At 65.5% G+C, this 26,955-nt stretch carries 23 protein-coding genes; 14 read left to right on the plus strand and 9 right to left on the minus strand.

The features are described from left to right. The coding region (locus L995_RS32295; protein ID WP_156136120.1) for an IS3 family transposase at nt 1-97 on the plus strand (97 nt) is incomplete at its 5' end. 63 nt (nt 98-160) lie between these two features. Here L995_RS32295 and L995_RS23595 read toward each other — a convergent pair. Continuing rightward, the gene (locus tag L995_RS23595; protein WP_046238475.1) at nt 161-955 is read right to left on the minus strand and encodes a hypothetical protein; all 795 of its coding nucleotides are present in this window, start codon (nt 953-955) and stop codon (nt 161-163) included. Nucleotides 956-968: 13 nt separating this feature from the next. Further along, entirely contained in the window at nt 969-1,442 is a 474-nt protein-coding gene (locus tag L995_RS23600; protein ID WP_012206726.1) for a YhbY family RNA-binding protein, read from the minus strand. A 31-nt stretch (nt 1,443-1,473) separates the two neighbouring features. Here L995_RS23600 and L995_RS23605 point away from each other — a divergent pair, with 31 nt between their 5' ends. From L995_RS23605 to glmM, 4 genes are all read left to right on the plus strand, one after another. Continuing rightward, nucleotides 1,474-2,127, plus strand: coding sequence for an RlmE family RNA methyltransferase (locus L995_RS23605; RefSeq protein ID WP_016447470.1), 654 nt, complete (start codon nt 1,474-1,476; stop codon nt 2,125-2,127). 171 nt (nt 2,128-2,298) lie between these two features. Beyond that, entirely contained in the window at nt 2,299-4,221 is a 1,923-nt protein-coding gene (gene ftsH / locus L995_RS23610) for an ATP-dependent zinc metalloprotease FtsH (protein ID WP_016447469.1), read from the plus strand. A 138-nt stretch (nt 4,222-4,359) separates the two neighbouring features. Continuing rightward, complete coding sequence (folP, locus tag L995_RS23615; RefSeq protein ID WP_047473906.1) at nt 4,360-5,196, plus strand: dihydropteroate synthase; 837 nt, start codon at nt 4,360-4,362, stop codon at nt 5,194-5,196. A 16-nt stretch (nt 5,197-5,212) separates the two neighbouring features. Continuing rightward, the gene (glmM, locus tag L995_RS23620) at nt 5,213-6,556 is read left to right on the plus strand and encodes a phosphoglucosamine mutase (RefSeq protein WP_047473907.1); all 1,344 of its coding nucleotides are present in this window, start codon (nt 5,213-5,215) and stop codon (nt 6,554-6,556) included. An 86-nt stretch (nt 6,557-6,642) separates the two neighbouring features. Here glmM and L995_RS23625 read toward each other — a convergent pair whose 3' ends face one another. Together L995_RS23625 and L995_RS23630 are read right to left on the minus strand one after the other, a co-directional pair. Beyond that, the gene (locus tag L995_RS23625; RefSeq protein WP_016451338.1) at nt 6,643-8,496 is read right to left on the minus strand and encodes an EAL domain-containing protein; all 1,854 of its coding nucleotides are present in this window, start codon (nt 8,494-8,496) and stop codon (nt 6,643-6,645) included. 109 nt (nt 8,497-8,605) lie between these two features. Next, nucleotides 8,606-9,577, minus strand: coding sequence for a Ppx/GppA family phosphatase (locus tag L995_RS23630; RefSeq protein ID WP_047473908.1), 972 nt, complete (start codon nt 9,575-9,577; stop codon nt 8,606-8,608). A gap of 209 nt (nt 9,578-9,786) precedes the next feature. On the opposite strand from L995_RS23630, the gene ppk1 reads away from it, so the two are divergent. Then, nucleotides 9,787-12,231, plus strand: a complete 2,445-nt coding sequence (ppk1, locus tag L995_RS23635; protein ID WP_047473911.1) for a polyphosphate kinase 1 — start codon at nt 9,787-9,789, stop codon at nt 12,229-12,231. 118 nt (nt 12,232-12,349) lie between these two features. On the opposite strand, the gene L995_RS23640 is transcribed toward ppk1, so the two are convergent. Beyond that, nucleotides 12,350-13,834, minus strand: coding sequence for a Ppx/GppA phosphatase family protein (locus L995_RS23640; RefSeq protein WP_016451340.1), 1,485 nt, complete (start codon nt 13,832-13,834; stop codon nt 12,350-12,352). Nucleotides 13,835-14,081: 247 nt separating this feature from the next. Here L995_RS23640 and pstS point away from each other — a divergent pair, with 247 nt between their 5' ends. From pstS to phoR, 7 genes are all read left to right on the plus strand, one after another. Continuing rightward, complete coding sequence (gene pstS / locus L995_RS23645; RefSeq protein WP_016447462.1) at nt 14,082-15,122, plus strand: phosphate ABC transporter substrate-binding protein PstS; 1,041 nt, start codon at nt 14,082-14,084, stop codon at nt 15,120-15,122. Between the two features lie 172 nt (nt 15,123-15,294). After that, on the plus strand, nt 15,295-16,233 hold the full coding sequence (gene pstC / locus L995_RS23650; protein WP_016447461.1) for a phosphate ABC transporter permease subunit PstC: 939 nt from the start codon (nt 15,295-15,297) through the stop codon (nt 16,231-16,233). A 17-nt stretch (nt 16,234-16,250) separates the two neighbouring features. Beyond that, nucleotides 16,251-17,114, plus strand: a complete 864-nt coding sequence (pstA, locus tag L995_RS23655; RefSeq protein WP_034347746.1) for a phosphate ABC transporter permease PstA — start codon at nt 16,251-16,253, stop codon at nt 17,112-17,114. A 38-nt stretch (nt 17,115-17,152) separates the two neighbouring features. Next, on the plus strand, nt 17,153-17,935 hold the full coding sequence (gene pstB / locus L995_RS23660) for a phosphate ABC transporter ATP-binding protein PstB (RefSeq protein ID WP_016447459.1): 783 nt from the start codon (nt 17,153-17,155) through the stop codon (nt 17,933-17,935). 13 nt (nt 17,936-17,948) lie between these two features. Continuing rightward, nucleotides 17,949-18,650 (plus strand): phosphate signaling complex protein PhoU, encoded by a 702-nt coding sequence (gene phoU, locus L995_RS23665; protein ID WP_016447458.1) that lies wholly within the window; start codon nt 17,949-17,951, stop codon nt 18,648-18,650. Nucleotides 18,651-18,670: 20 nt separating this feature from the next. Continuing rightward, nucleotides 18,671-19,366, plus strand: a complete 696-nt coding sequence (gene phoB, locus L995_RS23670) for a phosphate regulon transcriptional regulator PhoB (protein ID WP_016447457.1) — start codon at nt 18,671-18,673, stop codon at nt 19,364-19,366. Nucleotides 19,367-19,486: 120 nt separating this feature from the next. Beyond that, nucleotides 19,487-20,881 carry a phosphate regulon sensor histidine kinase PhoR gene (phoR, locus tag L995_RS23675; protein ID WP_016447456.1) on the plus strand — a complete coding sequence of 465 codons (1,395 nt, stop codon included), beginning with the start codon at nt 19,487-19,489 and terminating at the stop codon, nt 20,879-20,881. Between the two features lie 28 nt (nt 20,882-20,909). Here the strand turns inward: phoR and L995_RS23680 are convergent, their stop codons facing one another. The 4 genes from L995_RS23680 to L995_RS23695 all read right to left on the minus strand — a co-directional run bounded on the left by L995_RS23680 (nt 20,910) and on the right by L995_RS23695 (nt 25,722). Further along, nucleotides 20,910-22,277, minus strand: coding sequence for an MATE family efflux transporter (locus L995_RS23680; protein ID WP_047473909.1), 1,368 nt, complete (start codon nt 22,275-22,277; stop codon nt 20,910-20,912). Next, a complete protein-coding gene (locus L995_RS23685; protein WP_016447454.1) occupies nt 22,274-24,013 on the minus strand; it encodes a hypothetical protein in 1,740 nt (579 codons plus the stop codon). Before L995_RS23685 ends, L995_RS23680 begins: the two co-directional genes overlap by 4 nt. A 155-nt stretch (nt 24,014-24,168) precedes the next feature. Continuing rightward, on the minus strand, nt 24,169-24,414 hold the full coding sequence (locus tag L995_RS23690; protein WP_012206708.1) for a type B 50S ribosomal protein L31: 246 nt from the start codon (nt 24,412-24,414) through the stop codon (nt 24,169-24,171). Between the two features lie 114 nt (nt 24,415-24,528). After that, nucleotides 24,529-25,722: a citrate synthase family protein gene (locus L995_RS23695; protein WP_047473910.1), complete on the minus strand. Its 1,194-nt coding sequence runs from the start codon at nt 25,720-25,722 to the stop codon at nt 24,529-24,531. 100 nt (nt 25,723-25,822) lie between these two features. Between L995_RS23695 and L995_RS23700 the strand changes: the two genes are divergently transcribed. Continuing rightward, a partial coding sequence (locus L995_RS23700) for a CoA transferase (RefSeq protein WP_047473912.1) occupies nt 25,823-26,955 on the plus strand: 1,133 nt, incomplete at its 3' end.

Here is a 26,955-nt window from a genome sequence, read left to right on the forward strand (position 1 = left end):
GCGCCGCTACATTCATTACTACAACCACCAACGCATCAAGCTCAAACTAAAAGGCCTGAGCCCGGTACAGTACCGAACTCAGGCCTTGAGCCGCTAGCTTCCAACCGTCCAACTTCTTGGGGTCAGTTCAGCGCGGGCGTTTTTTTGTGGGTCGAGCTGCTCACTCGTGCCAGTGCTCGGCCACCCAGGTGGCAGGCCGGATATAGCGAAAGCGCCGATTGCGCCGGCCGGCCAACGCGTCGGGCGGGTTGCATTCGCCGTGGAAGATCACCACGCGTGCACCCTCGGGCACGAAGGGCGGCTTCCAGTAGTTCGTCGGCCAGGCCGGAATGCAGTGGTACTTGAAGCTTGGGCACCAGGCCTGTGGCCAGTACTTGAGCTTGCCCTGCTTGTGCAGCATATCGGACAGATAGGCCTGCTCATTGCGAAAGTTGCGGCGTATTTCTTCGAAATGCGTGCGGAAGTAGTCCAGCACCTCGGGGTGGGCACCCAGCTCGAAGCGGTACACCGAGGAATTGCCCGTGATGCGCCACGGACGCTTGTAGTCGTGGATGATCAGGAACTCGCCGGGCTCGGTGAAAAAATCGTCCAGCGGCCCGGTGATGACCACGTCCACGTCAAGAAACAGCGCCGTGCCGCGCAGGCCGTGCAGGTCGGCACTGAAGGTGGCCAGCTTGTTCCAACCACGCTCCGGAATGCCCGCGGGCAGGTTCAGCGGAGGAATCGGCAGGCATTCGACCTCGTCGCGAATCCCCACGCCGTCATCGGTCAGGCAGACAAGGCGAAAATCGCCCTTCAGATGCCGGCGCACCATGGCGTAGAGCCTGTTGACATACTCCGGACCGTACTTCTTGCCCCACTTCATGCAGATCACGAAGCGCTGCTGCGCAGAGGGGGAGGCGGAGGGCGGTTGCGCGGCCTGGGCCACGCTGGCGGCATGGGATGCTACGGTCATGGATGCGGCGGACTCAGTCTGCCTGACGCTTCTTGACCGACTTCTGCTTGGGCTTGGCGCGCTTGACCTGGCCACCTGCCGTCAGGCGCTGGTTGCCCAGCACGCGGATCTGCTTGACCTCGGGCTTCTGGCCGGAGCGCTTGCTGAACTTGAGCAGCTTGACATCGCGAGGGCCGGGCATGCGGTTCTCGTCGATGGCTTTTTCCTTTTCCGGCATGGGGCGCCAGAGCACCAGCAGCTTGCCGATGTGCTGAATGGGTGCAGCGCCAAGCTCGTCGCACAGCTGCAGATACATCTGCTCGCGTGCGGCGCGGTCGTCGTTGAAGACACGGACCTTGATCAGGCCATGTGCGTTAAGGCCGGCGTTGACCTCCTTTTGCACGGCAGCCGTCAGGCCGTCACCCCCGATGAGGACCACGGGGTCCAGGTGGTGTGCGTTGGCGCGGTGTTCCCGGCGCTCGGCGGGAGTCAATTGAATTTGGGGCATGGCCGTATTATCGAGGCTGAAAGAATCCAGCATGAAAGTCAACACAAAAAGCAAGAAGGTCAACAAGGCTTGGCTCAACAGCCACGTCAACGATCCTTACGTCAAGGCCGCCCAGAAGGACGGCTACCGCGCGCGCGCGGCCTACAAACTCAAGGAGATCGACGAGCAGCTCAAGCTCATCCGGCCGGGTGCCACGGTGGTGGACCTGGGCTGCGCACCCGGGGCTTGGAGCCAGTATGTGCGCCGTTGCCTGTCGCCCAACGGGGCGGCCGTCGGCGCTCTCAACGGCCGCATCATCTCGCTGGATCTGCTGCCCATGGAGCCCATTGAGGGCGTGCAGTACATCCAGGGCGATTTCCGCGAGGAGCCGGTTCTGGCCCAGCTCCAGGAGGCCCTGGGCGGGGGCAAGGCCGACGTGGTGGTCTCCGACATGGCGCCCAACCTGTCGGGCAACGGCACGACGGATGCGGCGCGCATTGCGCTGCTGGTCGAACTGGCGGTTGATTTTTCCATCCACCATATGAAACCTGAAGGCGCCTTGGTGGTGAAGCTCTTCCACGGCGGGGCCTACGATGACCTGGTTGCGCTGTTCCGGCAGACCTTCAAGGTGGTCAAGCCGATCAAGCCCAAGTCCTCGCGTGACAAGTCTTCGGAGACGTTTTTGGTGGGCATGGGGCTCAAGTAGCTCTGTGCAGCCGCCCGGCGCTGCCCTGACCCGGGTCAAGACCGTATTCAAGCTATGGCTGCTATAGAGGGATATAGGCGACCAGCCAGCTTGAAACACCTAAAATGGACCGCAAATACGCTTCGAGCACGCTGGAAGTCGTTTTATCTGTATCCCCCATTGGAGCCCCGCTTGAACAATCAGTGGTTTTCAAAAATTGCCGTCTGGCTGGTCATCGCCATGGTGCTGTTTACGGTGTTCAAGCAATTTGACACCCGTGGCGGCGCTGGCGCGTCCCATGTCGGTTACTCCGAGTTCCTGGAAGAGGTGCGAAGCAATCGCATCAAGAGCGCCACCATCCAGGAAAGCCCCGGCGGCACCGAGATCGTGGCCACGACCAACGATGACCGCAAGGTGCGCACCACCGCCACCTACCTGGATCGCGGGCTCGTGGGTGACCTGATCAACAACAACGTCAAGTTCGACGTCAAGCCCCGCGAAGAAGGCTCGGTCCTCATGACCCTGCTCGTCAGTTGGGGGCCCATGCTGCTGTTGATCGGCGTGTGGGTGTACTTCATGCGCCAGATGCAGGGCGGCGGCAAGGGCGGTGCTTTCAGCTTCGGCAAGAGCAAGGCGCGCATGCTGGACGAGAACAACAACACCGTGACCTTTGCCGACGTTGCAGGCTGCGACGAAGCCAAGGAAGAGGTCAAGGAAGTCGTGGACTTCCTCAAGGACCCCAACAAGTTCCAGAAGCTCGGCGGGCGCATTCCGCGCGGCCTGCTGCTGGTCGGTCCTCCGGGTACCGGCAAGACGCTGCTGGCCAAGTCCATCGCTGGTGAAGCCAAGGTTCCGTTTTTCAGCATCTCGGGCTCCGACTTCGTTGAAATGTTCGTCGGCGTGGGCGCGGCCCGCGTGCGCGACATGTTCGAGAACGCCAAGAAGAATGCACCCTGCATCATCTTCATCGATGAAATCGATGCCGTGGGCCGCCAGCGTGGCGCAGGCCTGGGCGGTGGTAACGATGAGCGTGAACAGACCCTGAACCAGATGCTGGTCGAGATGGACGGCTTCGAGACCAACCTCGGCGTGATCGTCGTGGCTGCAACCAACCGTCCCGACATCCTGGATGCGGCGCTGCTGCGCCCCGGCCGTTTCGACCGTCAGGTGTATGTGACGCTGCCCGACATCCGTGGCCGCGAGCAGATCCTCAATGTGCACATGCGCAAGATCCCTGTAGGCCAGGACGTGAACCCGGGCGTGATCGCGCGCGGCACGCCTGGCATGTCGGGCGCCGATCTGGCCAACCTCTGCAACGAAGCAGCCCTGATGGCCGCGCGCCGCAATGCGCGCACCGTCGAGATGCAGGATTTCGAGAAGGCCAAGGACAAGATCATCATGGGCCCCGAGCGCAAGAGCATGGTCATGCCCGAGGAAGAGCGCCGCAACACGGCCTACCACGAGGCAGGCCACGCACTGATCGGCAAGCTGCTGCCCAAGTGCGATCCCGTGCACAAGGTCACCATCATCCCGCGCGGCCGTGCGCTGGGCGTGACCATGAGCCTGCCCGAGAAGGACCGCTACTCCTACGACAAGGAGTTCATGCTCAACCAGATCGCCATGCTGTTCGGTGGACGCATTGCCGAAGAAGTGTTCATGAACCAGATGACCACGGGCGCGAGCAACGACTTCGAGCGGGCCACGCAGATCGCACGCGACATGGTCACCCGCTACGGCATGACCGACGCGCTGGGTCCCATGGTCTATGCGGAGCAGGAAGGCGAGCCTTTCCTGGGCCGCTCGATGAGCAAGACCAACAGCATGAGCGAGCAGACGATGCAGAAGGTGGACCAGGAGGTTCGCCGCATCATCGACGAGCAGTACGGACTGGCGCGCAAGCTGATCGAGGACAACTCCGACAAGATGCATGCCATGGCCAAGGCCATGCTCGACTGGGAAACCATCGACGCCGAGCAACTCGATGACATCATGGCCGGCCGTGAGCCGCGTCCTCCCAAGGACTGGGTGCCGCGCAACCCTCCGTCGTCCGACGGTGGCAACTCGTCCGGCGGCACGCCGGCAGTGGATGCCGACCCTGCGCCCACCACGGCCTGAGCTGCTTGCCGCAGAATCGGCCAATCCTATGCAAAGGGCCCTGAGGGGCCCTTTTGCTTTGCTTGCAGGATGTGCTCAATCGCCCGCAACGGCCAGCGATGAACCCGGTCCGGCGGGCGCCTACCTTCAGGAAATCCCATGCCGCATCAATGGCAGACTTCGCGCTTTGTTCTAGACCTTCAGCGTCCACTGGTCATGGGCATCGTCAATGTGACGCCCGACTCGTTTTCCGACGGCGGGCGGCACAACACGGTGGAGCAGGCCTTGTGGCATGCAGAGCAACTGGTCAGTGAGGGCGCGCACATCCTCGATATTGGCGGCGAGTCCACCAGGCCCGGCTCACCGGCTGTTCCGCTGGATGAGGAGTTGCGGCGCGTGCTGCCTGTTGTGCAGGGCGCGGTGCAATTGGGCGTGCCTGTCTCCGTCGATACCTACAAGCCCGAGGTCATGCAGGCCGTGCTGGATCTGGGGGCCGACATCGTCAACGACATCTGGGCGCTGCGCCAGCCGGGCGCGCAGCAGGTGGTGGCCGCGCACCCGAGCTGCGGCATCTGTCTCATGCACATGCATGGCACGCCGCAGGACATGCAGACCACGCCCATGCAAGGCGATGCCGTGCCCGCCGTGCGCGATTTCCTGCAGTTGCACAGCGATGCCCTGCTGGCCCGGGGCGTGGCGCGGGAGCGCATCGTCTGGGACTATGGCATCGGCTTCGGCAAAAGCGTGGCACAGAATTTTTCCCTGCTTGCACGCCAGCATGAATTGCTGGGCCTAGACTTCCCGCTGCTGGCCGGCTGGTCGCGCAAGGGCTCGCTCGGGCAGGTCAGTGGCCGTCCACAGGGCCAGCGCATGGTGCCCAGCGTGGCGGCGGCACTGCTGGCGGTGGAGCGTGGCGCGCGCGTGGTGCGCGTGCACGACGTGGCCGATACGGTGGCGGCATTGACGGTCTGGCAGACCATGCACGACAACGACTGAACAACAAAGGAGCACTATGGCACGCACATATTTTGGTACCGATGGAATTCGCGGCCTGGTGGGCCGTTCGCCCATCACCCCCGACTTCGCGCTGCGTCTGGCGCATGCCGTGGGCCGTGTGCTGCGGCGCAAGGAAGCCCGTCCCATGGTGCTGATCGGCAAGGACACGCGGATCTCGGGCTACATGCTGGAGAGCGCGCTGGAGTCCGGGTTCAACTCTGCCGGCGTGGACGTGATGCTGCTGGGCCCCCTGCCCACGCCGGGCGTGGCCTATCTGACGCGCGCCCAGCGCGCCAGCCTGGGCGTGGTCATCAGCGCCAGCCACAACCCTTATTACGACAACGGCATCAAGTTCTTCAGCGCACAGGGCACCAAGCTGCCCGATGCCTGGGAGGAAGAGGTCGAGCAGGCCTTGACCGAAGATCCCGTATGGGTCGACTCTGCCGCTCTGGGAAAGGCCCGGCGCCTTGAAGACGCGGCAGGGCGCTACATCGAGTTCTGCAAGAGCACCTTCGACCATGCGCTCACGCTCAAGGGTGTGGAGATCGTGGTCGATGCAGCCCATGGCGCGGCCTACCAGATCGCCCCCAAGGTCTTCCATGAACTGGGGGCCGATGTGGTGGCCATTGGCTGTGCGCCCGATGGACTGAACATCAACGAAGGCGTGGGTGCCACCCATCCCGAGGCCCTGGTGCTGGCCGTGCGAGCGAACAAGGCCGACTTCGGTGTGGCGCTGGATGGTGATGCCGACCGGCTGCTGCTGGTCGATGCGGCTGGCCGGCTCTACAACGGCGACGAACTGCTGTACCTGATGGCGGCCGATCGGCTGGCGCGTGGCGAGGCCGTGCCGGGTGCCGTGGGCACACTGATGACCAATATGGCCGTGGAGGTGGCGCTGAAGTCCCAGGGGGTGGGCTTTGTGCGCGCCAAGGTCGGCGACCGCTATGTGCTGGAGGAGCTGCACCGCCAGGGCTGGACACTGGGGGGCGAGGGCTCGGGCCATCTGCTGGCGCTGGACAAGCACACCACTGGCGATGGCCTGGTCAGCGCGCTGCAGGTGCTGCAGGCCTGCGTGCGTTCGGGCAAGAGCCTGTCGCAGTGGCTGTCTTCGGTCCAGCTGTTTCCCCAGGTATTGCTCAACGTGCGGCTGCAGCCGGGCCAGGACTGGAAGCGCAACACCCAGCTGGAGGAAGCCACCGAGGCCGTCAAGGCCGAATTGGGCGATACGGGGCGCGTGCTTATCCGCGCCAGCGGCACCGAGCCTTTGCTGCGCGTGATGGTGGAGGCACGCGATGGCGACCAGGCCAGCCGCTGCGCCGAGCGCCTGGCCAGCGTGGCGAAGAATTCACCCATGCCCTGAGCGGCGGGCGGCACGTGCCCGGCCATGGAAAGCCGAAGCTGCAGTCTTCGGCTTTTTCGTCTGCAGACCGTGGCGCGGTGAGCTGTTCAGCCCTGGCTGCGCAGAAAGGCCTCCAGCGCCTGGGGCGGCAGCGGGCGGCTGAAATGGTAGCCCTGGGCTTCATCGCAGCCCTGCTCGCGCAGGAACTGCAGCTGCGCCTCCGTTTCCACGCCTTCGGCCGTGGTCTGCATGCCCAGGGCCTGGGCCATGCGGATGATGGCGCTGACTATGGCGCGGTCATTGCTGTCGTGGTCCAGGTCCTGGATGAAGGACTGGTCGATCTTGAGTTTGTAGATCTGAAAGCGCTTGAGCTGGCTCAGGGATGAATAGCCGGTGCCGAAGTCATCCATGGCCAGGCGCACGCCATGCTCGCGCAGCCGGTCCATGGTCGCCGTGGCCTGGCGCGGATCATGGATGGCCACGCCCTCGGTCAGCTCCAGCTCCAGAGAATCGGCCGGCAGGTCGCTGTCGAGCAGGATGCGGTTGATGATTTCGGGCAGTTGCTGCTGGTGGAACTGGATGGCCGACAGGTTCACGGCCACCTTCAGGTCCCGCAGCCCCGCATTGCGCCAGGCCTGCAGTTGCTGCATGGCGCTGCGCAGCACCCATTCGCCGATCTGCAGGATCTGGCCGCTGTCCTCGGCGACGGGGATGAACTCCGCGGGCGAGACCGAGCCCAGCTCGGGGTGCTCCCATCGCAGCAGTGCCTCCACGCTGCGCACGCGCCCGGTGCTCAGGGTGATCTGCGGCTGGTAGTGCAGATACAGCTGATTGCGCTCCAGCGCCCGCCGCAAGGCGTTCTCCAACTGCAGGGCGCGCAGGGACTGGGCCTGCATCTGCGGAGTGAAGAAGCGGTAGGTGTTGCGGCCGGCCTGCTTGGCGTGGTACATGGCCGCGTCGGCGGCCTGTGTCAGCGAGTCGATGTCGTGGCCGTCGCGCGGGTACAGCGCGATGCCCATGGACGGCGCAATGGTCAGTTCGTGGCGGTCGATCTGGTAGGCCTGGCGCGACGCCTCCTGCAGCTTGCCTGCCACGCGAGCCGCACCCTGGGCATTGGCGCCGGGCAGCAGCAGCACGAATTCGTCGCCGCCGATGCGGGCCACCGTATCGCGGTCGCGCACGACGGCACGCAGGCGGCGGGCAATCTCCACCAGCAGGGCATCGCCCACGCGATGGCCCAGCGAATCATTGACATGCTTGAAATGGTCCAGGTCCAGGAACATCACGGCCAGTGGCGTGTCGTTGACCTTGGCCAGCTCGATGGCGCGGGCGCTGCGCTCGGCCAGCAGCGTGCGATTGGGCAGGCCGGTGAGCGCGTCGTAGTGCGCCATCCAGTAGATGCGTTCCTGGTCCAGCTTGCGGTCGGCGATCTCGCGGTGCAGGTTCTCCACCGTGGCGCTGAGTTCGCGTGTACGGTCGCGCACCTGCTGCTCCAGCAGTTCGTGGGCCTGGCTCAGGGCCTGCTGGGCGCGCAGACGGTCGTCGATGTCGCTGACGATCCAGATGGAGCCTTCGCGTGCATCGCCCGGATTGATGAGCCGGCCCGTCAGTTCACCCCAGAACAGGCTGCCATCCTTGCGGCGCAGGCGGCGCTGCGTGCGAAAGGACAGGCCCGCGCTCAGCGTGCGATAGGCCTCGCGCCCCAGGCTGCGCAGCTCGTCGCGGCTGGGGTGCAGGTGCTCGCTGTTGATGCCGACCAGCGCGTGTTCGCCCGCGTAGCCGAAGATGTCGGCATAGCACTGGTTGCATCGGACGATGACGCGCTGGCGGATGAAGACGATGCCCACGCCGGCATTGTCGAGCAGTGCCTGCTGCTCGCGCAGGCTGCGCTGCAGCGACGCCGCCATCATCGAAGACGGACGTTCGAGTACAGGGTCGTACGCAATCGTCGGCGCGGACATGGCGAAGCGTTAGGGCGGTGGTAAAGGGATGAGGGGGAACTTACAAAGTGTAGCACTTGCGCGCAAAACAGCATTTTGTCGTTCCCTGGCGAGGGCAGGGCCTTGGTTTTCAGGTGCCGGTGGACTGTCGTTGCCGGCCCTTGGCCTGCGCATCGAGCTTGTGGGCCAATTCATAGAGCACGCCATGGCGCAGGGCGCCGTGCGTGACGCGCATGCGCTCGATGCCCAGGCTGGAGAAGATGCCCCGCATCACGCTCATGCCGCCGCCGATCATGGGGCGCAGCTCTTCCTTGAGTCCGTCCATGTTCACACGGTCGACATGGCCTGCGCGCAGCAACTGCGCATGCAGCCAGTCCAGTCCCTGCCGCGTGATCCAGCCGGCCGTGCCGCCGGGCGCATGGGCCAGGACCTTGACAATGGCACCGGCCGTGCCCGAGGAGCCATAGGCATGGCTCCATTGCCCGGCAGCGAAAAGTCCTGCTTCGGGCGCAATGATGTCGGCCACGGCTGCTTCGGCCTGGGACAGGGCCTGGGCCGACAGCTCGCCATCGGGGAAGTGGCGCAAGGCCCAGGTCACGCTGCCGAAGGCGAAGGAGCGTGCCTGCAGTACTTGCCGCTGCTGACCCAGGCACAGCTCGGTCGAGCGGCCGCCGATGTCCACCACCAGCCTCCGCTGGGCGCCGGGCGGCAGCAACTGGGCGACGCCGCGATAGATCAGGCGTGCTTCCTCCTCGCCGTCAATGACCTCGATGGGGCAGCCCAGGATGCGCTGGCCTTCGTCCAGGAAGATCTGGCGATTCGATGCCTCTCTCAGCGTCTGCGTGGCCACTGCACGTACGCGGTGGCGGGGCAAATCACCCAGCACCTGCGCATAGCGCTCCAGGCAGGCCCAGCCGCGCTGCATGGCCTCCAGGCTCAAGGCGCCCTGGGCGTCGAGGGCGCTGCCCAGGCGTATGGCTTCCTTGCGATGGCTGAGCAGCTGTACCTTTGCGCCGTCGCTGCGGGCCATGGCCAGCAGGCAGCTGTTGGAGCCAATGTCGATGGCGGCCAGGCGGCTTTCGGGGGGATTGGAAGAGGGCATGCGCGAAAGGCGGACGACGGCACGGCTGCGGCAGGTTTGCAGCAGCCAACGGCATCCAGGGGAAGGCAGCTAGCTTAGCACCCCGGCGATCTCGCGTCGCTCTCGTGCCGGTGTGACTGGGTCATGACTTTTGCGTGACGGTTTCTGCGCCGTTGCTTGCGCCTGACTTGGCTTGTATGACAGATGTCATGAACAGAGGAATGCATGTCATGAACATGTCACAAATCCGGGGCAGACTGCCCGAATCCCCGGCTAGCGGGGTGACTACCGGGTCCTGCCCAGGCCGGGCCCCTGCATCCATGCCCCAGACATTCACGCCGATTCCCGGTGGCGCCTCTGCCGCACCTGCCGAACCAGAACATGAACAGGGAGCGCGTGCCGTGCCCGCAGGGCCGGCTTCGCTGGGCATGGCCCGCCAGACAGCTCCCATACCCGTCTCTGCACCCCTGAATGTCCCGATGATGCCTCTGGCGAAAAGCCTCTCCACCGCCTTGTCGGAGCTGCAGGGCCAGGCCATTGCGGCTTCTGCCTCTGCTTCTTCTGCAAGGCTTCCCGCCCCCGAATACACTGGACTGCACGCCACAGCCGAAAGCGGTGAAGTGCAAGAGCAGCAGCAACAGTTTCTTGACCGTGACCATTGCATCCTGGCCTTCAATGAGCGCGTGCTGGACTGGGCCGTGCGTGAAGATGTGCCGCTGCTGGAGCGTTTGCGCTATCTGTGCATCGTCTCCTCGAATCTCGACGAATGGTTCGAGGTGCGTTGCGCCCCGCATGTGACGGCCGCCAAGGCCGGCGACGCCAAGGGCCTGTACACCCTGCAGAGCTTCCGCTCGCTGATGGACAAGGCGCATGAGCTGGTATTGCGCCAATACACGCTGTACAACCAGTCACTGATTCCCGCCTTTGCGGGGCAGGGCATACGCGTGGTATCCCATGGCGAGCGCAGCAGCGCCCAGCGCAAATGGGTGCGCGAGTACTTCCTGCGCGAAGTCCAGCCGCTGCTCATGCCCGTGGGCCTGGACCCATCCCATCCATTCCCCCAGGTGGCCAACAAGGCGCTGAACTTCATCGTGCGCCTCAAAGGTGTCGATGCCTTTGGCCGTGCCAACGAGGTGGCCATCGTCAAGGTGCCGCGTGTCTTGCCGCGCCTGGTGCGCCTGCCCGAGAAGATCGCGGGCAAGCAGCGCCTGTTCGTGAGCATCTCCAGCATCGTGCGCGCCCATCTCGTCGAGTTGTTCCCGGGGCGTGAGGTGGCGGAGTTTGCGCAATTCCGTGTCACGCGCCATTCGGACCTGGCAGTGGATGAGGAAGACGTCAGCGACCTGCGCACGGCCCTGCGCCAGGGTCTGCACCATCGCCACTACGGCCAGGCGGTGAGGCTGGAGGTGTCCTTTGCCTGCTCGCCCATGCTGTCCGACCTGCTGCTGGGCCAGTTCGGCCTGCCGACCGAGGCACTGTTCCGAGTCAAGGGGCCCGTGAACCTGGTGCGCCAGTCGCAGCTGGTGGATCTGGTCGATGACCCCGCGCTGCTGTTTCCGCCTTGGCGTCCGGCATGGCCGCGCCAGCTGCAGCCGGGCCGCTCGGTGATGGCCCAGATACGCAAGCGTGATGTGCTGATCCACCAGCCCTTCGAGAGCTTCGACGGCGTGCTGGAGCTGCTGCGCGAAGCCGTCAATGACCCTGAGGTGCTGGCCATCAAGCAGACCATCTACCGCACGGGATCGGACTCCGAGATCATGCAGCTGCTGGCCGAGGCGGTTCGCCGCGGCAAGGAAGTGCTGGCCGTGCTGGAACTCAAGGCCCGCTTTGACGAAGAGGCCAACATCAACTCCGCCGAAAAGCTGGAGGCCTTGGGCGCCCAGGTGGTCTACGGCGTGCTGGGCCTGAAGACGCACGCCAAGATGCTGCTGATTACCCGGCGCGAAAAGCGCAGCGGCCAGCTCAAGCGCTACGGCCACCTGTCCACCGGCAACTACAACGTGCGCACGGCGCGCCTGTACACCGACATCAGCCAGCTGACCTGCGATGCGCAGATCACGGCCGACATGGATGCCGTGTTCAGCCACCTGTCCAGCCACAACCGCTTGCCCAAGCTGCACCAGCTTGTGATTGCACCGTTCCAGCTGCACGATCGCATGCTGGCGCTGATTGCCCAGGTGGGCGAGGCCGCACAGCGCGGCGAAGAGGCGCGGATTGTGCTGAAGATGAATGCGCTGACTGACGAGTTGCTCATGCAGGCCCTGGTGCGTGCCGGTCAGCAGGGCGCACGCATCGATCTCATCGTGCGCAGCGCCTGCATGCTGCCGCCGCAGCGCAAGGGCTGGACGGACAACATCCGCGTGCGCTCCATCATCGGCCGCTTCCTGGAGCATTCGCGCGTCTTCTACTTCGCCTGGGGCAATCAGCAGGAGTTGCTGCTGTCCAGTGCGGACTGGATGAACCGCAACATGATGCGCCGGGTGGAGCTGGCCTGGCCTGTGCGCGATCCGGCGTTGCGCCAGCAGGTGATAGACGAATGTCTTGTCGCCAGCCTGCATGACAACCGCGACGCCTGGACGCTGGAAGCCAATGGCGCCTACCAGCGCGCACCCTATCCGACCACGGGCCTGGGGGCGCAGAACGCCTTGATGGAGCGTTACGGCCCTCGGGCCTGAGCCGCATATCCTGTCAGGGCGCCGCGCGCCTGCCCTGTGCAATCGAAAAAGCCCCGCCAACGCATTGCGCTGGCAGGGCTTTTTGCTTGTCGCTGCGGCAGCCGGAGATGTTCGGCGTTCAGTGCAGATGCAACTGCAGCGTCCAAGGCGTCTTCTGCCAGGCCACGGCTTCGGTGCGCAGCAACTGGGCGGACTGGGGGTAGCTCCTGGTCCAGCCTTCCGGCACGGTCAGGTGAAAGACGCTGTCCGAGCGGTGCAGGCGCATGCCCTGCAGATCGGGATCGCGCCGGGCGTGGCACAGCTGCACGGCCAGGCGCAGCGCCAGCAATGGCCAGGCCACAGCCCGGTCCTCGATGGCAGCCTCGAGCTTGCGCAGCTTGCCCTGGTGGCCAAGCACCAGCTGGGTGATGCGTTCGCGCAGCTCCACGGGCCAGGTGGCAGCACTGCAGTGTTCGGTGATGTAGGCGCCGTGGCGGTGGTAGGCGCTCAGAGAGATGCGCATGCCGATCTCATGCAGGCTGGCAGCCGTGTCCAGTGCGTGCGTGGCCAGTGCATCGGGCGGCTGCTGCGCCTGCAGCGATTGCCAGGCCCAGCGTGCCACCTTGCGAACACGCAGAGCGTGGGATGTGTCAATGCCGAAGTCCTGTTGCAGCGCCGCGATCTCGGCGGCTTCGCGATCGGCAGGCGGCTCGTGTTCCAGCAGATCATGCAGCACGCCCTGGCGCAGCGCGCCCTGTGCAACCTCCAGTTCGTCGATGCCCAGCAGGCCCAGGGCGGCCATCAGAATGCTCAGGCCGCCGGCGATGACGGCTCGCCGGTCTTCCTTGAGTCCGGCCAGGCGGATGCGGTCCACATGGCCGGCCTCCATCAGCTGCTCATGCAGCCAGCGCAGGCTGTCGGGCGTGATCAGCCCGCCGGAATATCCGTTGGCAGCCAGGATGTCGCCCACGGCGTTGGCCGTGCCTGACGATGCATAGGCGCAGTCCCAGGCGGTGGCTGGATAGGCCGATACGGTTTGGGTGAGGGCTGCCTGCGCCGCCTTGATGGCGGCCGAGAAGTGCGCGCGCGACAGCGTGCCCTCGCCAAAGAACTGCGTGCTCCAGGCCACGCTGCCTATGGGGTAGGAGGCCACCTGGCGCGCTTCGCCATGCTGGCCGATGATGACTTCGGTAGAGCGCCCGCCAATGTCCACCACCAGACGCCGTTGAGACGATGGCGGCAGCAGGCTGGAGACGCCGCGATAGATCAGCCGGGCCTCTTCCTCGCCCGAGATGACTTCGATGGGAAAGCCCAGCAGGGTGCTGCCTCGCGCGATGAAGACATCGCGGTTGCGGGCCTCGCGCAGGGTCTGTGTGGCCACGGCGCGGACCTGGTCGGCCGCAAAGCCGGCCAGCCGTTCGCCAAAGCGTGCCAGGCAGTCCCAGCCGCGTTGCATGGCTTCGTCAGTCAGTTCATGGCGCTCGTTGAGCCCATTGCCCTGGCGCACGGTTTCCTTGAGGTATTCCACGCGCTCTATGCGCTGGTGGCTGCCGACGCGGCCTATTTCGAGGCGAAAGCTGTTGGACCCGAGGTCAACGGCAGCGAGCAGGGATTCTGGTGCCATGAAAGAAACGCCAATCAAGATTCGTCGAGCACGATTGCACAGCGATGTCCGAGCGGGCAGGGCTGCACCTGTCTGGTGCCTGCTCGTGCGACACACAAGACTAAGACGGAATTGTGACATCGCGATGACCGGGTTCTTACATGGGAAGGCCTGCTGTTTGTGACGCCTTTTTTCCATGTCACATCAATGTCACAAAGCCTTCTTACAGTCCAGCCATCGCATCTTTCAACCCCTAAGAGGTCTGTACATGAAGTTGTCTGTGATTCACATTCTGGTGGCTGGTGCTCTGTCTGCGGGCGGCGTGGGCCAGGCCCTGGCTCAGCAGGAAGCCACCGGCGCAGGCGCCAGCTTCCCGGCTCCGCTGTACTCCAAGTGGGCTGCGGACTACAACAAGGCCACCGGCGTGAAGATCAACTACCAGTCCGTGGGCTCCAGCGCCGGCATCAAGCAGATCGAAGCCAAGACCGTGGACTTCGGCGCCTCCGACGAGCCGCTCAAGGATGAAGAACTGGCTAAGAAGGGTCTGGTGCAATTTCCCACCGTGATCGGCGGCATCGTGCCCGTGGTCAACATCAAGGGCATCCAGCCCGGCCAGCTCAAGCTGACCGGCCAGGTGCTGGGCGACATCTACCTGGGCAAGATCAGCAAGTGGAATGACGAGGCCATCAAGGCCCTGAACCCGGGCGTGAACCTGCCTGACGCCACCATCGCTCCCGTGCGCCGCGCTGACGGCTCGGGCACCACCTTCGGCTTCACCAACTACCTGTCCAAGGTCAATGCCGAGTGGAAGGAAAAGGTTGGCGAAGGCAAGGCTGTGAACTGGCCCACGGGCGCAGGCGGCAAGGGCAACGAAGGCGTGGCCGCCTTCGTGGGTCGCCTGCCCAACTCCATCGGCTACGTCGAGTACGCCTACGTCAAGCAAAACAAGCTGACCTACACCCAGCTGCAGACCGCAGGCGGCACCTTCGTGTCCCCTGATGACGCCACCTTCAAGGCCGCTGCTGCCGGTGCCGACTGGGCCAAGAGCTTCTACCAGATCCTGACCAACCAGCCTGGCAAGGAGGCATGGCCCATCACCTCGGCCACCTTCATCATCATGCACAAGGCCCAGGACAAGCCTGCACAGGCCGCTGCCTCGCTGAAGTTCTTCGAGTGGGCCTACAAGTCCGGCGACAAGACCGCCACCGACCTGGACTACGTGCCCATGCCTGACGCCGTCAAGAACGTGATCTTCCAATCCTGGGGCCAGATCAAGGACACCTCCGGCACTGCCATTTCCCTGAAGTAAACCCTGAAAAGGGGGCCATGGCGCACCGCCGGCAGGTGCATCATGGCTCCCCTGATCTCTTCACAAACCGCGAATAAAGGCGCCTCACGTGTCCACAACGTCGCCCTCGAACTCGCTGGCCGCCTCTGCACAGGCTTCCCAGCGACGCACACCTTCTCCGCTACGCCCCCCGATGCTGTCGGGGCGCGTGGCGGATCGCTTGTTTGGCGCTCTCGCGCGTCTGGCCGCGCTGCTGACGCTGGGCCTGCTGCTGGCCATCCTGGCCTCGCTGCTGGTCGGTGCCTGGCCCGCCATCTATGAATACGGCCTGAGTTTCCTCGGCCGCAGTGTCTGGGACCCCGTTCGCAACGAATTCGGCGGCCTGGTCATGATCTACGGCACGCTGGCCACCTCGGCCATCGCTTTGCTGATTGCGGTGCCCGTGAGCTTCGGCATCGCGCTGTTCCTCACCGAGCTGTCGCCGGCCTGGCTCAAGCGCCCGCTGGGCACGGCCGTGGAGCTGCTGGCCGCCGTGCCTTCCATCGTCTACGGCATGTGGGGCCTGATGGTGTTCGGCCCCGTGCTGTCCACCTATGTGCAGCAGCCCCTGCAAAAGCTGTTCCAGGGCGTTCCCTATCTGGAGGCCTTCGTGTCCGGCCCGCCGGTGGGCATCGGCATCCTGTCGGCCGGCATCATCCTGGCCATCATGATCATTCCCTTCATCGCCTCCGTGATGCGCGATGTGTTCGAGGTCACTCCGGCCCTGCTCAAGGAGTCTGCCTATGGCCTGGGTTCCACGACCTGGGAAGTGGTCTGGAAGGTGGTTCTGCCCTACACCAAGACCGGCGTGCTCGGCGGCGTGATGCTGGGCCTGGGCCGTGCATTGGGCGAGACCATGGCCGTGACCTTCGTGATCGGCAACATGAACCAGCTCAACTCGCTGTCGGTCTTCGAGGCTGCCAACAGCATCACCTCGGCCCTGGCCAACGAGTTCGCCGAAGCGGGCGAGGGCCTGCACCAGGCTTCGCTGATCTATCTGGGTCTGGTGCTGTTCTTCATCACCTTCGTGGTGCTGGCTTGCTCCAAGGTCCTGCTCAACCGCCTGCAAAAGAATGAAGGAGCACGCTCGTGAGCAGCACCTCCACCAAGATGATCAATGCCGCCGAGCTGTCGCGCGTGCGCCAGGCCAAGTATGCCCAGCGCAAGCGTGTGAACCAGGTGGCGCTGACCCTGTCCCTGGCTGCCATGGCCTTCGGCGTGTTCTGGCTGATCTGGATTCTGTGGGAGACCATCACCCTGGGCATCGGCGGCCTGAGCCTGGCACTGTTCAGCGAGATGACGCCTCCGCCCAATGAGGCCGGTGGCATTGCGAACGCCATCTTCGGCTCGCTGATCATGGTGGCGCTGGCCACGTTCGTGGGCACGCCCATCGGCGTGATGGCCGGTGTCTACCTGGCTGAATACGATGCGCGTGGCTGGCTGGCCAATACCACACGCTTCGTCAACGACATCCTGCTGTCGGCGCCGTCCATCGTGATCGGCCTGTTCGTCTACACCGTGGTCGTGGCGCGCTTCAAGAGCTTTTCCGGCTATGCGGGCGTGGTGGCGCTGGCGCTGATCGTGATTCCCGTGGTCATCCGCACCACCGAGAACATGCTGGTGCTGGTGCCTGCCAGCCTGCGCGAAGCCGCCTACGCGCTGGGCACGCCCAAGTGGAAGGTCATCATCATGGTGACGCTGCGTGCAGCGCGCGCCGGCGTGATCACCGGCGTGCTGCTGGCCGTGGCCCGCATTGCCGGCGAGACCGCCCCGCTGCTGTTCACGGCGCTGAACAACCAGTTCTGGAATGCCGACCTGTCCAAGCCCATGGCCAGCCTGCCGGTGACCATCTTCAAGTTCGCGATGAGCCCTTACGAGAATTGGCAGCAACTGGCCTGGGCCGGTGTGTTCCTGATCACCGTGGCGGTGCTCGGTCTCAATATCCTGGCGCGGTTCCTGACCCGCCAGAAGTAATGCAGCAACAAGCAATCAACCAGGACAAGGATTCCGCAATGACTGCGACCTCTTCCAGCGCGCTGACCTCTTCCAAGCTGACGGTGCGCGACCTGAACTTCTACTACGGCAAGTTCCACGCCTTGAAGGGCATCAACCTGGACATTCCCGAAAAGAAGGTCACGGCTTTCATCGGCCCGTCGGGCTGCGGCAAGTCCACGCTGCTGCGCACCTTCAACCGCATGTTCGAGCTGTATCCCGAGCAGCGCGCCGAAGGCCAGATCTTGCTGGACGGCGAGAACCTGCTGACCAGCAAGCAGGACGTGGCGCTGATCCGCGCCAAGGTCGGCATGGTGTTCCAGAAGCCCACGCCGTTTCCCATGTCCATCTATGACAACATCGCCTTCGGCGTGAAGCTGTTTGAAAACCTCAGCTCCTCCGACATGGACGACCGTGTGGAATGGGCACTGCGCAAGGCGGCCCTGTGGGGCGAGGTCAAGGACAAGCTGCAGCAAAGCGGCTCGGGCCTGTCCGGTGGCCAGCAGCAGCGCCTGTGCATTGCACGCGGCATTGCCATCAAGCCCGAAGTGCTGCTGCTCGACGAGCCCTGCTCGGCCCTGGACCCGATCTCCACGGCCAAGATCGAGGAGCTGATTGCCGAACTGAAGAACGACTACACCGTCGTCATCGTCACGCACAACATGCAGCAGGCGGCCCGCTGCAGCGACTACACGGCCTACATGTACCTGGGCGACCTGGTGGAATTCGGAGACACCGAGCAGATGTTCTTCAAGCCCCAGCGCAAGGAAACGGAAGACTACATCACCGGCCGCTTCGGCTGAGCAGGAGCCATCGATGACCGAAAAACACCTTTCCAGCCAGTTCGACAGCGAACTCAACCGCGTCTCGGCGCGCGTAATGGAACTCGGCGGCCTGGTCGAGTCCCAGATCCGCCAAGCCGTCTATGCGCTGTCGCGCTTCAGCATCGAGGCCGTGGAGCAGGTCGATGCCGCAGAAAAGCGCGTCAATGCCATGGAAGTGGAGATCGACCACGAACTGTCGTCCATCATTGCCCGACGCCAGCCCACGGCGCGCGATCTGCGCCTGCTGATCGCCTTCTCCAAGGCCACGGCCAACCTGGAGCGCATGGGCGACGAAGCGCACAAGATGGCGCGCATGGTCAAGTCCATCATCGAAAGCGGCGCCGCACGCTCCCTGCCCACGGGCGACCTGCGCACTGCGGCCGAGATGGCCTCGGGCCTGCTGCGCAAGACGCTGGACGCCTTTGCGCGGCTGGACACCAAGGCGGCCGTGGCCATCCTCAAGGAAGATGACCTGATCGACCAGGAGTTCGACGGCTTTGTGCGAAAGCTCATCACCTACATGATGGAAGACCCGCGCACCATCTCGGCCAGCCTGGACCTGCTGTTCCTGGCCAAGGCCATTGAGCGCATCGGTGACCACTCCAAGAATGTGGCCGAGCTGATCATCTATCTGGTGGAGGGCAAGGATGTCCGCCACCAGACCATGGATGCCATCGAGTCGGCAGTGCTGTAAGTGCCGGAGGCGAACAACGGATGAAGAAGATGCCCATGGTCCTTATCGTCGAGGACGAGCCCGCCATCGCGGAGCTGATCGCTGTCAACCTGCGGCACAACGGCTTCCAGCCGGTCTGGGCCGAGGACGGCGTGACCGCGCAGCGCGAGCTCGATGCCGTGCTGCCCGACGTGATCCTGCTCGACTGGATGCTGCCCGGTGCCAGCGGTCTGGCCCTGGCGCGCAAGTGGCGCGCCGACAGCCGCACCAAGGCCGTACCCATCCTGATGCTCACGGCGCGCGGCGATGAGCCGGACAAGGTGGCGGGGCTCGATGCGGGTGCCGATGACTACATCACCAAGCCCTTCTCGACCCAGGAGCTGCTGGCGCGCATCCGTGCCGTGCTGCGGCGCCGCGCGCCCGAGCAGATCCAGGACAAGGTCAGCATCGGCGAGCTGGTGCTCGACGCCGCCGCGCACCGCGTGAGCTGGCAGGGCGACATGATCAAGGTGGGCCCCACCGAGTTCAAGCTGCTGCACTATCTAATGAAGCACCCCGAGCGTGTGCACAGCCGTGCCCAGTTGCTGGACAAAGTCTGGGGCGATCACGTCTTCATCGAGGAGCGCACGGTGGACGTCCACGTCAAGCGGCTGCGCGAGGCGCTGGGCATGGCCGGTGCATTGATCGAAACGGTGCGGGGCGCCGGCTACCGGCTCAGCGCGCAGGCGCTGGCCTGAGGCGGTCCTGCGTTCCAATGAATCCACGCATGGCCCCCGCAGGCCATGCCCGGGCGCCGCTGCCCCAGGCAGCGAATACAACGCAAAGAAGGCGCAAGTATGGGTTGGCGAGGTTTTCGCTTGTTGGCGTCCCAGATCGCGGGCGCATTGCTGGGATGGTGGCTGTGGGGCGCCATGGCGGCCTCCAGCCCCGGCATGGCGTCACAGGCCGTGGCGGCCCTGGCGGGTGCGTTGTGCGCGGGCTGGATCTGGTGGCTGGTGGACAGCTGGAACGCCATGCGCCTGCTGTCCTGGCTGCGCCAGTCGGAGCTGCGGGAGGCGCCTGAACTCAGCGGCATCTGGGGAGAAGCCAGCGTGCGCATGCGCCGCTGGCTGCGCCAGAGCGTGCAGCAGGTGCAGCAGGGCGACCAGCGGCTCAATGACATTCTTTCTGCCCTGCAGGCCAGTCCCAACGGCGTGGTCCTGCTGGATGCCGACGGCCGCATCGAATGGTGCAACCAGATCGCGGCGCGCCAGTTCGGCTTCGATGCCGAACGCGACCTGCTGCAAAGCATTGGCAACCTGGTGCGTGACCCCGAGTTCAGCGCCTATTTCGCCACCCAGGATTTCTCGCGCGATCTGGTCATGCAGGGCCGCGAAAGCACGGCCTCGCGCCCCGTCAAGCTGTCGGTGCAACTGTACGGCTATGGCGAAGGGCGCAAGCTGCTGCTGGCGCGCGATGTGACCGCGGTGGAGCAGGCCGAGGCCATGCGCCGTGACTTCGTGGCCAACGTCTCGCATGAAATCCGCACGCCGCTGACCGTGCTCGTGGGCTTTGTCGAGACGCTGCAGAACCTGCCGCTGGAGCCCGAGGAACGCAACCGCTACCTGGGCCTGATGGCCCAGCAGGCCGAGCGCATGCAGCATCTGGTGGAAGACCTGCTGGCGCTGTCGCGCCTGGAGGGCAGTCCGCTGCCCAGCAGCAACGAATGGGTGCCCGTGGCCCAGCTCATGCAGCGCTGCGAAAACGAGGCACGCGGCCTGTCGTCCATGCTGACGCGCAAGCAATCCCTGCCGCATGCGCTGAGCTTTCCGTCGGCCGAGATGCTGGCGCAGGCCGGCGAGGTGGCCGGCGCCAGCGCCGAGCTGCAAAGCGCCTTCTCCAACCTGCTGGCCAACGCCATGCGCTACACACCGGCAGGCGGGCGCATCGACGTCACCTGGGAGACCTTGCCCGATGGATCGGCACGCTTTGCCGTGCAGGACTCCGGGCCAGGGATCGAGCCCAAGCACCTGGCGCGCCTGACGGAACGCTTTTACCGCGTGGACCGCAGCCGTTCGCGCGATACCGGCGGCACGGGCCTGGGCCTGGCCATCGTCAAGCATGTGCTGCAGCGCCATGGTGCCAAGCTGGGCATCACCAGCGCGCCGGGCCAGGGATCGGAGTTTTCGGTGACCTTTCCGGCCAGCCGGGTGCGCATTCCTGCGCCCGAGGCCCGTGACAGCAGCGACAGCCGGGGCAGCCGCGCCGCATAGCGCGCTCTGACGGATGGCCGCTGCCCGCTCAGCGGTTTGTGGCCTTGCGTACGACCGCGCTGAACACCACGGCGGTCACCAGCAGCGCACAGGCGCTGCCGGCCCAGAAGGGGGCGGGCGTGCCCGGGTGCAGCCAGGCGGGCAGGACGCTGTCCGTGCCATAGGCCAGCCAGTATCCGCCGGCCAGACCGCCACCCCATAGCAGCAGGCAATAGATGACCAGCGGCGCCACGGTGATGCGGTAGCAGCGCAGCACGAAGATGCAGAAAGTCTGGATGGCGTCCGCCACATGGTAGGCAGCCACCCAGGCCAGCAGGCTGGCGGTGACGGCCACCACCTCGGGGTTGCCGCTGTAGATGCGGGCCAGGCCCTCGCGGGAAAGGAACAGCGCAGAGGCCAGCACCAACCCGCCCATTGCCGCCAGTCGCCAGCCCATGGCGACCAGGCGCCGCGCCGTGACCTCGTCGCCGGCGCCGCGCCAGTAGCTGACCCGTGCGCTGGTGGCAATGGCCAGTGACAGAGGCACCATGTAGCACAGCGCCGCAAGGTTGGCGGCGATCTGGTGGCTGGCCGAGGCCAGCGTGCCCTGGCGCGCCACGAACAAGGCCATCAGCGTGAACGATGTCACCTCCACCAAAATCGCCAGTCCCGCCGGAATGCCCAGGCGCGCGAACTGCGCCAGCTGGGGCCAGTCCGGCGGCTCCATGCGCTGCCACAGCGCCAGCGGTGCGTACAGGCGTTGGCTGCGCATCAAAGACAAGGCCAGCGCGACCATGGCGTAGTTCACGATCAGCGTGGCCCAGGCGCAGCCTTCGGCGCCCAAGGCCGGCAGGCCGGCTCCGCCAAAGGCCAGCCAGATGGACAAAGGGATCTTGATCAGCAGCGACACCAGCTGCAGCCAGGTCACCAGCAAGGGGTGGCCCAGCGCCTGGTTGAGCGTGCTGTAGATGCGAAACAGCAGGGCGGCCGGCAGGCTCCAGGCCAGCACCGAGAGATAGGCCCGCACCTGCACCTGCAGCGGCAGCGGAACATCGGCCCAGCGCAGCAGTGCATCGGGAAACAGCAGCACGCCCATGCCCACGGCGCAGGCCGCCAGCAGCATGTACATGGCCTGCCGCAGCGTGCGGCCTATGTCCTGGGGCTGTCCGGCGCCGCGGTGCTCGGCCCACAGCGGCAGCAGGGCCTGGAAAATGCCCATCAGCGAGACGTAGACGCTCACGAAGATGGCTGATCCCACGGACAGCGCCGCCAGCGCCTCCTCTGAATAGCGGCCCGCCACGATGGTGTCGGTCACGCCGAAGGCCATCACGGCCAACTGCCCGGCCAGCACGGTCAGGGCATGCTGGGCAATGGTGCGTCGCTCTGCGCTCAGGGGGGCGTGCGCTGGCAGGTTCATGGCTTGACCTGGACGGGCCTCGCCTCAGGCCTGCGTTTCAAGACCAGAAGGAAGTCCTTGCGGTCGGTGGGGCGTACCACGCGGGCCACGGTCTCCCAGGTGGCCTGCAGGCGTGCGCTGTGAGGATCCAGCCAGGTTTCTTCCTCGGCCACCATCCAGTCGCAGCGCGCGGCACCGGCCATGCTCAGGCGCTGGGTATCGATGTCACCGTAGTAGCGCAGCGCGGCAATGTGGGCGCGCGGCAGGCCATAGGTTTGAACGCAGCTGCCGTCCCTGGGCAGTTCGGCCAGTACCAGGCGCATCTGTGGCTCGAAGCTGCGCGCATGGTCCATCAGCGGCAGCCACAGCGTCATCAGCAGCAGCCAGGCCAGCGTGGCGCCACTGGCGGGCAGCACCAGGCTCTTCCAGATGGCCGCACGGTTGCGCGAGGTGCGCCAGGCCACGAGCACACACCAGGCCAGGGTGGCGGCCACCGCCACGGCGAAGGACAGCACCGAGAATTCCGGCGTGAACTGCGGGGCCAGCCTTGCCACATTGGCGGCGGGCTTGGCGGGAATGCCGGTCTGCAGCGAAAGCCAGATCACCCAGATGGCAATGGCCGCGGCGCTGAAGAACAGCAGGGTGAACCAGTCGATCAGGGCGCTGATGCTGCGGCGCAGCGTGGGCAGGGCAAAGGCCGCCAGCGTGGCGATGGCGGGCAGGCCCAGCAGCAGGGCGCGGTCTGCTGGCAGCGTGCTCAACGAAGCGATCACCGGAATGATGGCAAACCACAGCGGCAGCGCCAGATGGGGATAGCGCCGGGGCGTGGCGATCTGGCGACGCCAAACCCACAGCGTCCACAGTGCCAGCGGCCAGGCGGGCCAGCTGAACCACAGCAGCAGCCTGACCAGGCTTTGCCATTCCTTTGCAGTGCCGCTGTCCACCACGCGCCAGGCCCACTGGTCCAGCCACCAGGACAGTGCGGCCGCCAAGATCGTCACCGCCAGCCACAGCACGGTCCACAGGCGTGATGCGCGTGGGGCGGGCGTGGCTTCGTCGCCCCAGGTGCGCGAGAAGAAAGCCATGGCGGTACCGCCCAGGCCGAACAGCGTGGCCACGGTCGGCGCGCCGCTCAGTGCCAGGCCGGGCAGGCCCAGCAGCAATGCCAGCGTGGCCGTGCGGCCGTGGTAGGGCATGGCGGCGGCGGCAAAGAACAGCAGGGCCGCGCAGCCCAGCTGGGTCATGTAGCTGGTGGTTTCGTGGGAGAGCTGGGCCAGGCCCAGGCAGGCCACCAGGGCCAGCAACCCTCCGTCGGCCATGGCGCGCGCATAGTCGGTAGGCTGGGCCTCACCACCAAAGGCAAAGGCCACGGGGCGTGCCCCCGGTGTGCGCGCCAGGTAGTACACGCCCCACCAAGTGGCCGCCAGCGTGATCACCAGCATGGCGATAAAGGGCAGGCGTGCCGCCATCTCCGGGTGCAGCCAGGAAGGTGCTCCCTGCATGGCCAGCGCACCGAGCCAGTACGAGAGCAGGCCTTCGGATTCGGGCAGCAGCCCCGCCATGCGCGGTGCCAGCCAGGAGGTATGGCCCAGGGCCAGCTCCCGCATGTAGCCGAAGGCCTCCATGTCGGCCATGCGCCAGGGGCTGCGCCCCACATATCCGGGCACGACATAGGCCAGGCACAGCAGCAGCAGCGACCAGCGCGGCAGGCGGCGCACGGCGCTTTGGGCAACGATGGCAGGGGTGGGCTGGTTCACTCACAGGACTTTCTGCAACGGAGGGCGCAAGAATACGCGAAGCAAGGGCCTCGAAAAGAATGGGGCATGCCTGGCCGGCATGGATTGGCCGGACTGCGAAAAACAAAAGGGCAGCGCGGTTGCCCGTGCTGCCCTTCTGGCCGGAGAAGCAGGATTTACTTCTTGCCGAAACGGTTGCGGAAGCGCTCCACACGGCCGCCCATGTTGTCCACCGACTTTTGCGTGCCGGTGTAGAAGGGGTGCGACTCGGACGAGGTGTCCAGCTTGAACAGGGGGTAGTCCTTGCCTTCGAAGGTTTCGGTTTCCTTCGTGTTCACGCAGGAGCGGGTCACGAACTTGAAGCCGTTGGACAGGTCCACGAACAGCACTTCGCGGTAGTTGGGGTGGATGCCTTCTTTCATGATCTTTCCTTCTGATGCAAGTGCGGTAGCCGTGCCTGACCCGCTGCAACCTTTGTAGCGGTTCAAATCAAGCGTACTTTCCGCAAGAAAAAGCCCTGCATTATCGCATAGTGCTCAGTTCCGTGCCAAACCCGCAGGCCTGGGGCCCGTGTACGCCGCGCGCGGACGGATGATTTGCCGGGTGGCGCGCTGCTCCAGCGCCTGCGCCAGCCAGCCGGCGCAGCGGCCCAGCGCGAACAGGCCGAAGGCGCTGCCCGGCGGCAGCTGCAGATGCCGTCGCAGGGCCACCAGCGCGAAATCGACCGAAGGCGCCTGCCCCGTCAGCGCCATCACCTCCTTGGCCAGCATCGTTGCCGGGCCATGCGCCGGCAGCATGTCAAGCAGCAGGGCGGCACGCACGTCGCCATCAGGGTAGAGGTGGTGGCCGAAGCCGGGCAGGGATTCGCCGCGCGCCAGACGCTGGCGCAGGCGGGTGGCGATCTGCTGCTCGCCCACCTCGTCCCACAGCGCTTCCACGCGCGCGGTCGTGCCGCCGTGGCGCCCGCCTGTCAAAGCGGCAAGGCCTCCCACCACGGCAGCGCGCAGGCTTGCGCCCGTGGAGGCCACGCAGCGCGCCGTGAAGCCTGATGCGTTGAGTTCATGGTCGGCGCACAGCACCAGGGCCATGCGCACGAGGTCCGCGCCTGGCGCGTCCAGCTTCCAGGCCCGTGCGCATTGCAGATGGATGGCGGCCTTGTCCGGCGCGGTGTCCAGCAGGCAGGCAGCCAGCAGGCGCAACAGCGCACCGCAGCCTGCCGCCAGCCGTTCGGGTGATTGCTGCCAGGCAGCGGTGGCCGTGTCATCGCTGGCGACGGTGAACAGGGGCAGCAATGTGTTTTCGCACGGTTGGCCTGCCATGCGCTGCTGCAGGTCGGACAGCAAAGGCGCGGCCTCCACGGCGTTTGCAGCGAAGGCTGCCTGGGTCGGGCATTGCCACAGGAGGGCGGCTGTCTCCTCCAGCGTGCGGGTTCGCGCCCAATGCACGGCGTCCTCGCCCCGGTAGTACAGGCGGCCCTTTTCTATCAATGTGATCGTGGACTCCAGTACCGGCAGGCCCCAGCTGAGCGCGGCCTGCGCCACTTCGCGCGGCTTGCGGCCCTGGCCGCGCTGGCGTGCGAGCTGCTCGACCTCTTCGCGCAGGTAGCGGCTTTGGCGCGGCGTGTCTGCGGCGTGGGCCTGCAGCAGGCCTCGGCTGACATAGGCGTACAGCGTGGCACGGCTCACGCCCAGCAGCGCGGTGGCCTCCGTGGAGTTCAGGTAGTCGGGCATGGGTCGATCATATGTTGATTAATTGAATCAATATTGACAATATTTACCAGGAACCTATGGTGCGAACTCCAAGCCTTGTTTCAGCTGCCAGGAGTGCTCCATGTCCCGTCTCCCTTTTCCCTGCGCTTTCGACCATTGCACCGGCCAGATCTGGGAGGCGCTGGATGGTGATCCGGTGGCGCTCCAACGTCTGGAGCAGCGAGGTCGTGGGTCCTTGGCCTCCGTGTTCCCGGTCTCCGATCTGGCGGCCGCCAGCCTGGGCGTGGCAGGCCTTTGCCTATCCGAGTTGATCGCGCAGCTCGACGCTGCAGCGCCGCGTGTGGTGGTGGATCGCAGGCTTGCCTCCTTGTGGTTTGGCCATAGCCTGCATCCGCAGGGCTGGGAGATGCCCGCGCTGTGGGATTCCGTGGCCGGCGACTACCGCACGGCGGACGGCTGGATTCGCCTGCATACCAATGCGCCCCATCACCGTGCAGCGGCACTGGCCGTTCTGGATGCGCCCGCCGAACGCGAGGCCGTGGCTGCCGCGGTCGAGCGCTGGGCAGCACAAGAACTGGAGTCGGCCGTTGTGGCGCAAGGCGGCTGTGCCGCAGCCATGCGCGGGCTGTCTGAATGGGCCGCGCACCCGCAGGGTCGCGCAGTGCAGCGGGAGCCCTTGCTGGCGTGGCAGATGCATCCACATCCGCATCCGCAATCGAGCCGGCATGCGGGTGCCTGGCAGCCATCGGCCAGACGGCCGCTGCAGGGGCTGCGCGTGCTGGACCTGACGCGCATTCTGGCCGGCCCCGCTGCCACGCGATGGCTGGCGGGTCACGGCGCCGAGGTGTTGCGCATCGATCCGCCGGGCTGGGAGGAGCCCGGCACGGTGCCCGAGGTCACGCTGGGCAAGCGCTGTGCCCGGCTGGACCTGCGGGCGCCACAGCATCGTGCCGTGTTCGAGCAACTGCTGGCCGGGGCCGATGTGCTGGTCCATGGCTACCGGGACGGCGCGCTGGAATGCCTGGGATTCGGTGCCGCGTGGTGTCGGCAGGTGAATCCTTCGCTCATCGACGTGTCGCTCAATGCCTATGGCTGGAGCGGGCCCTGGCAGCAGCGGCGCGGTTTCGACAGTCTGGTGCAGATGAGCGCTGGCATTGCCGATGCGGGCATGCACCGGCTGGGCCGTGACCGGCCCACGCCCCTGCCGCTGCAGGCACTGGACCACGCCACCGGCTATCTGATGGCTGCCGCCGT

Origin of the sequence: Delftia sp. ZNC0008, assembly GCF_000799035.1 — a bacterium.
Lineage (GTDB): Bacteria > Pseudomonadota > Gammaproteobacteria > Burkholderiales > Burkholderiaceae_C > Comamonas > Comamonas tsuruhatensis.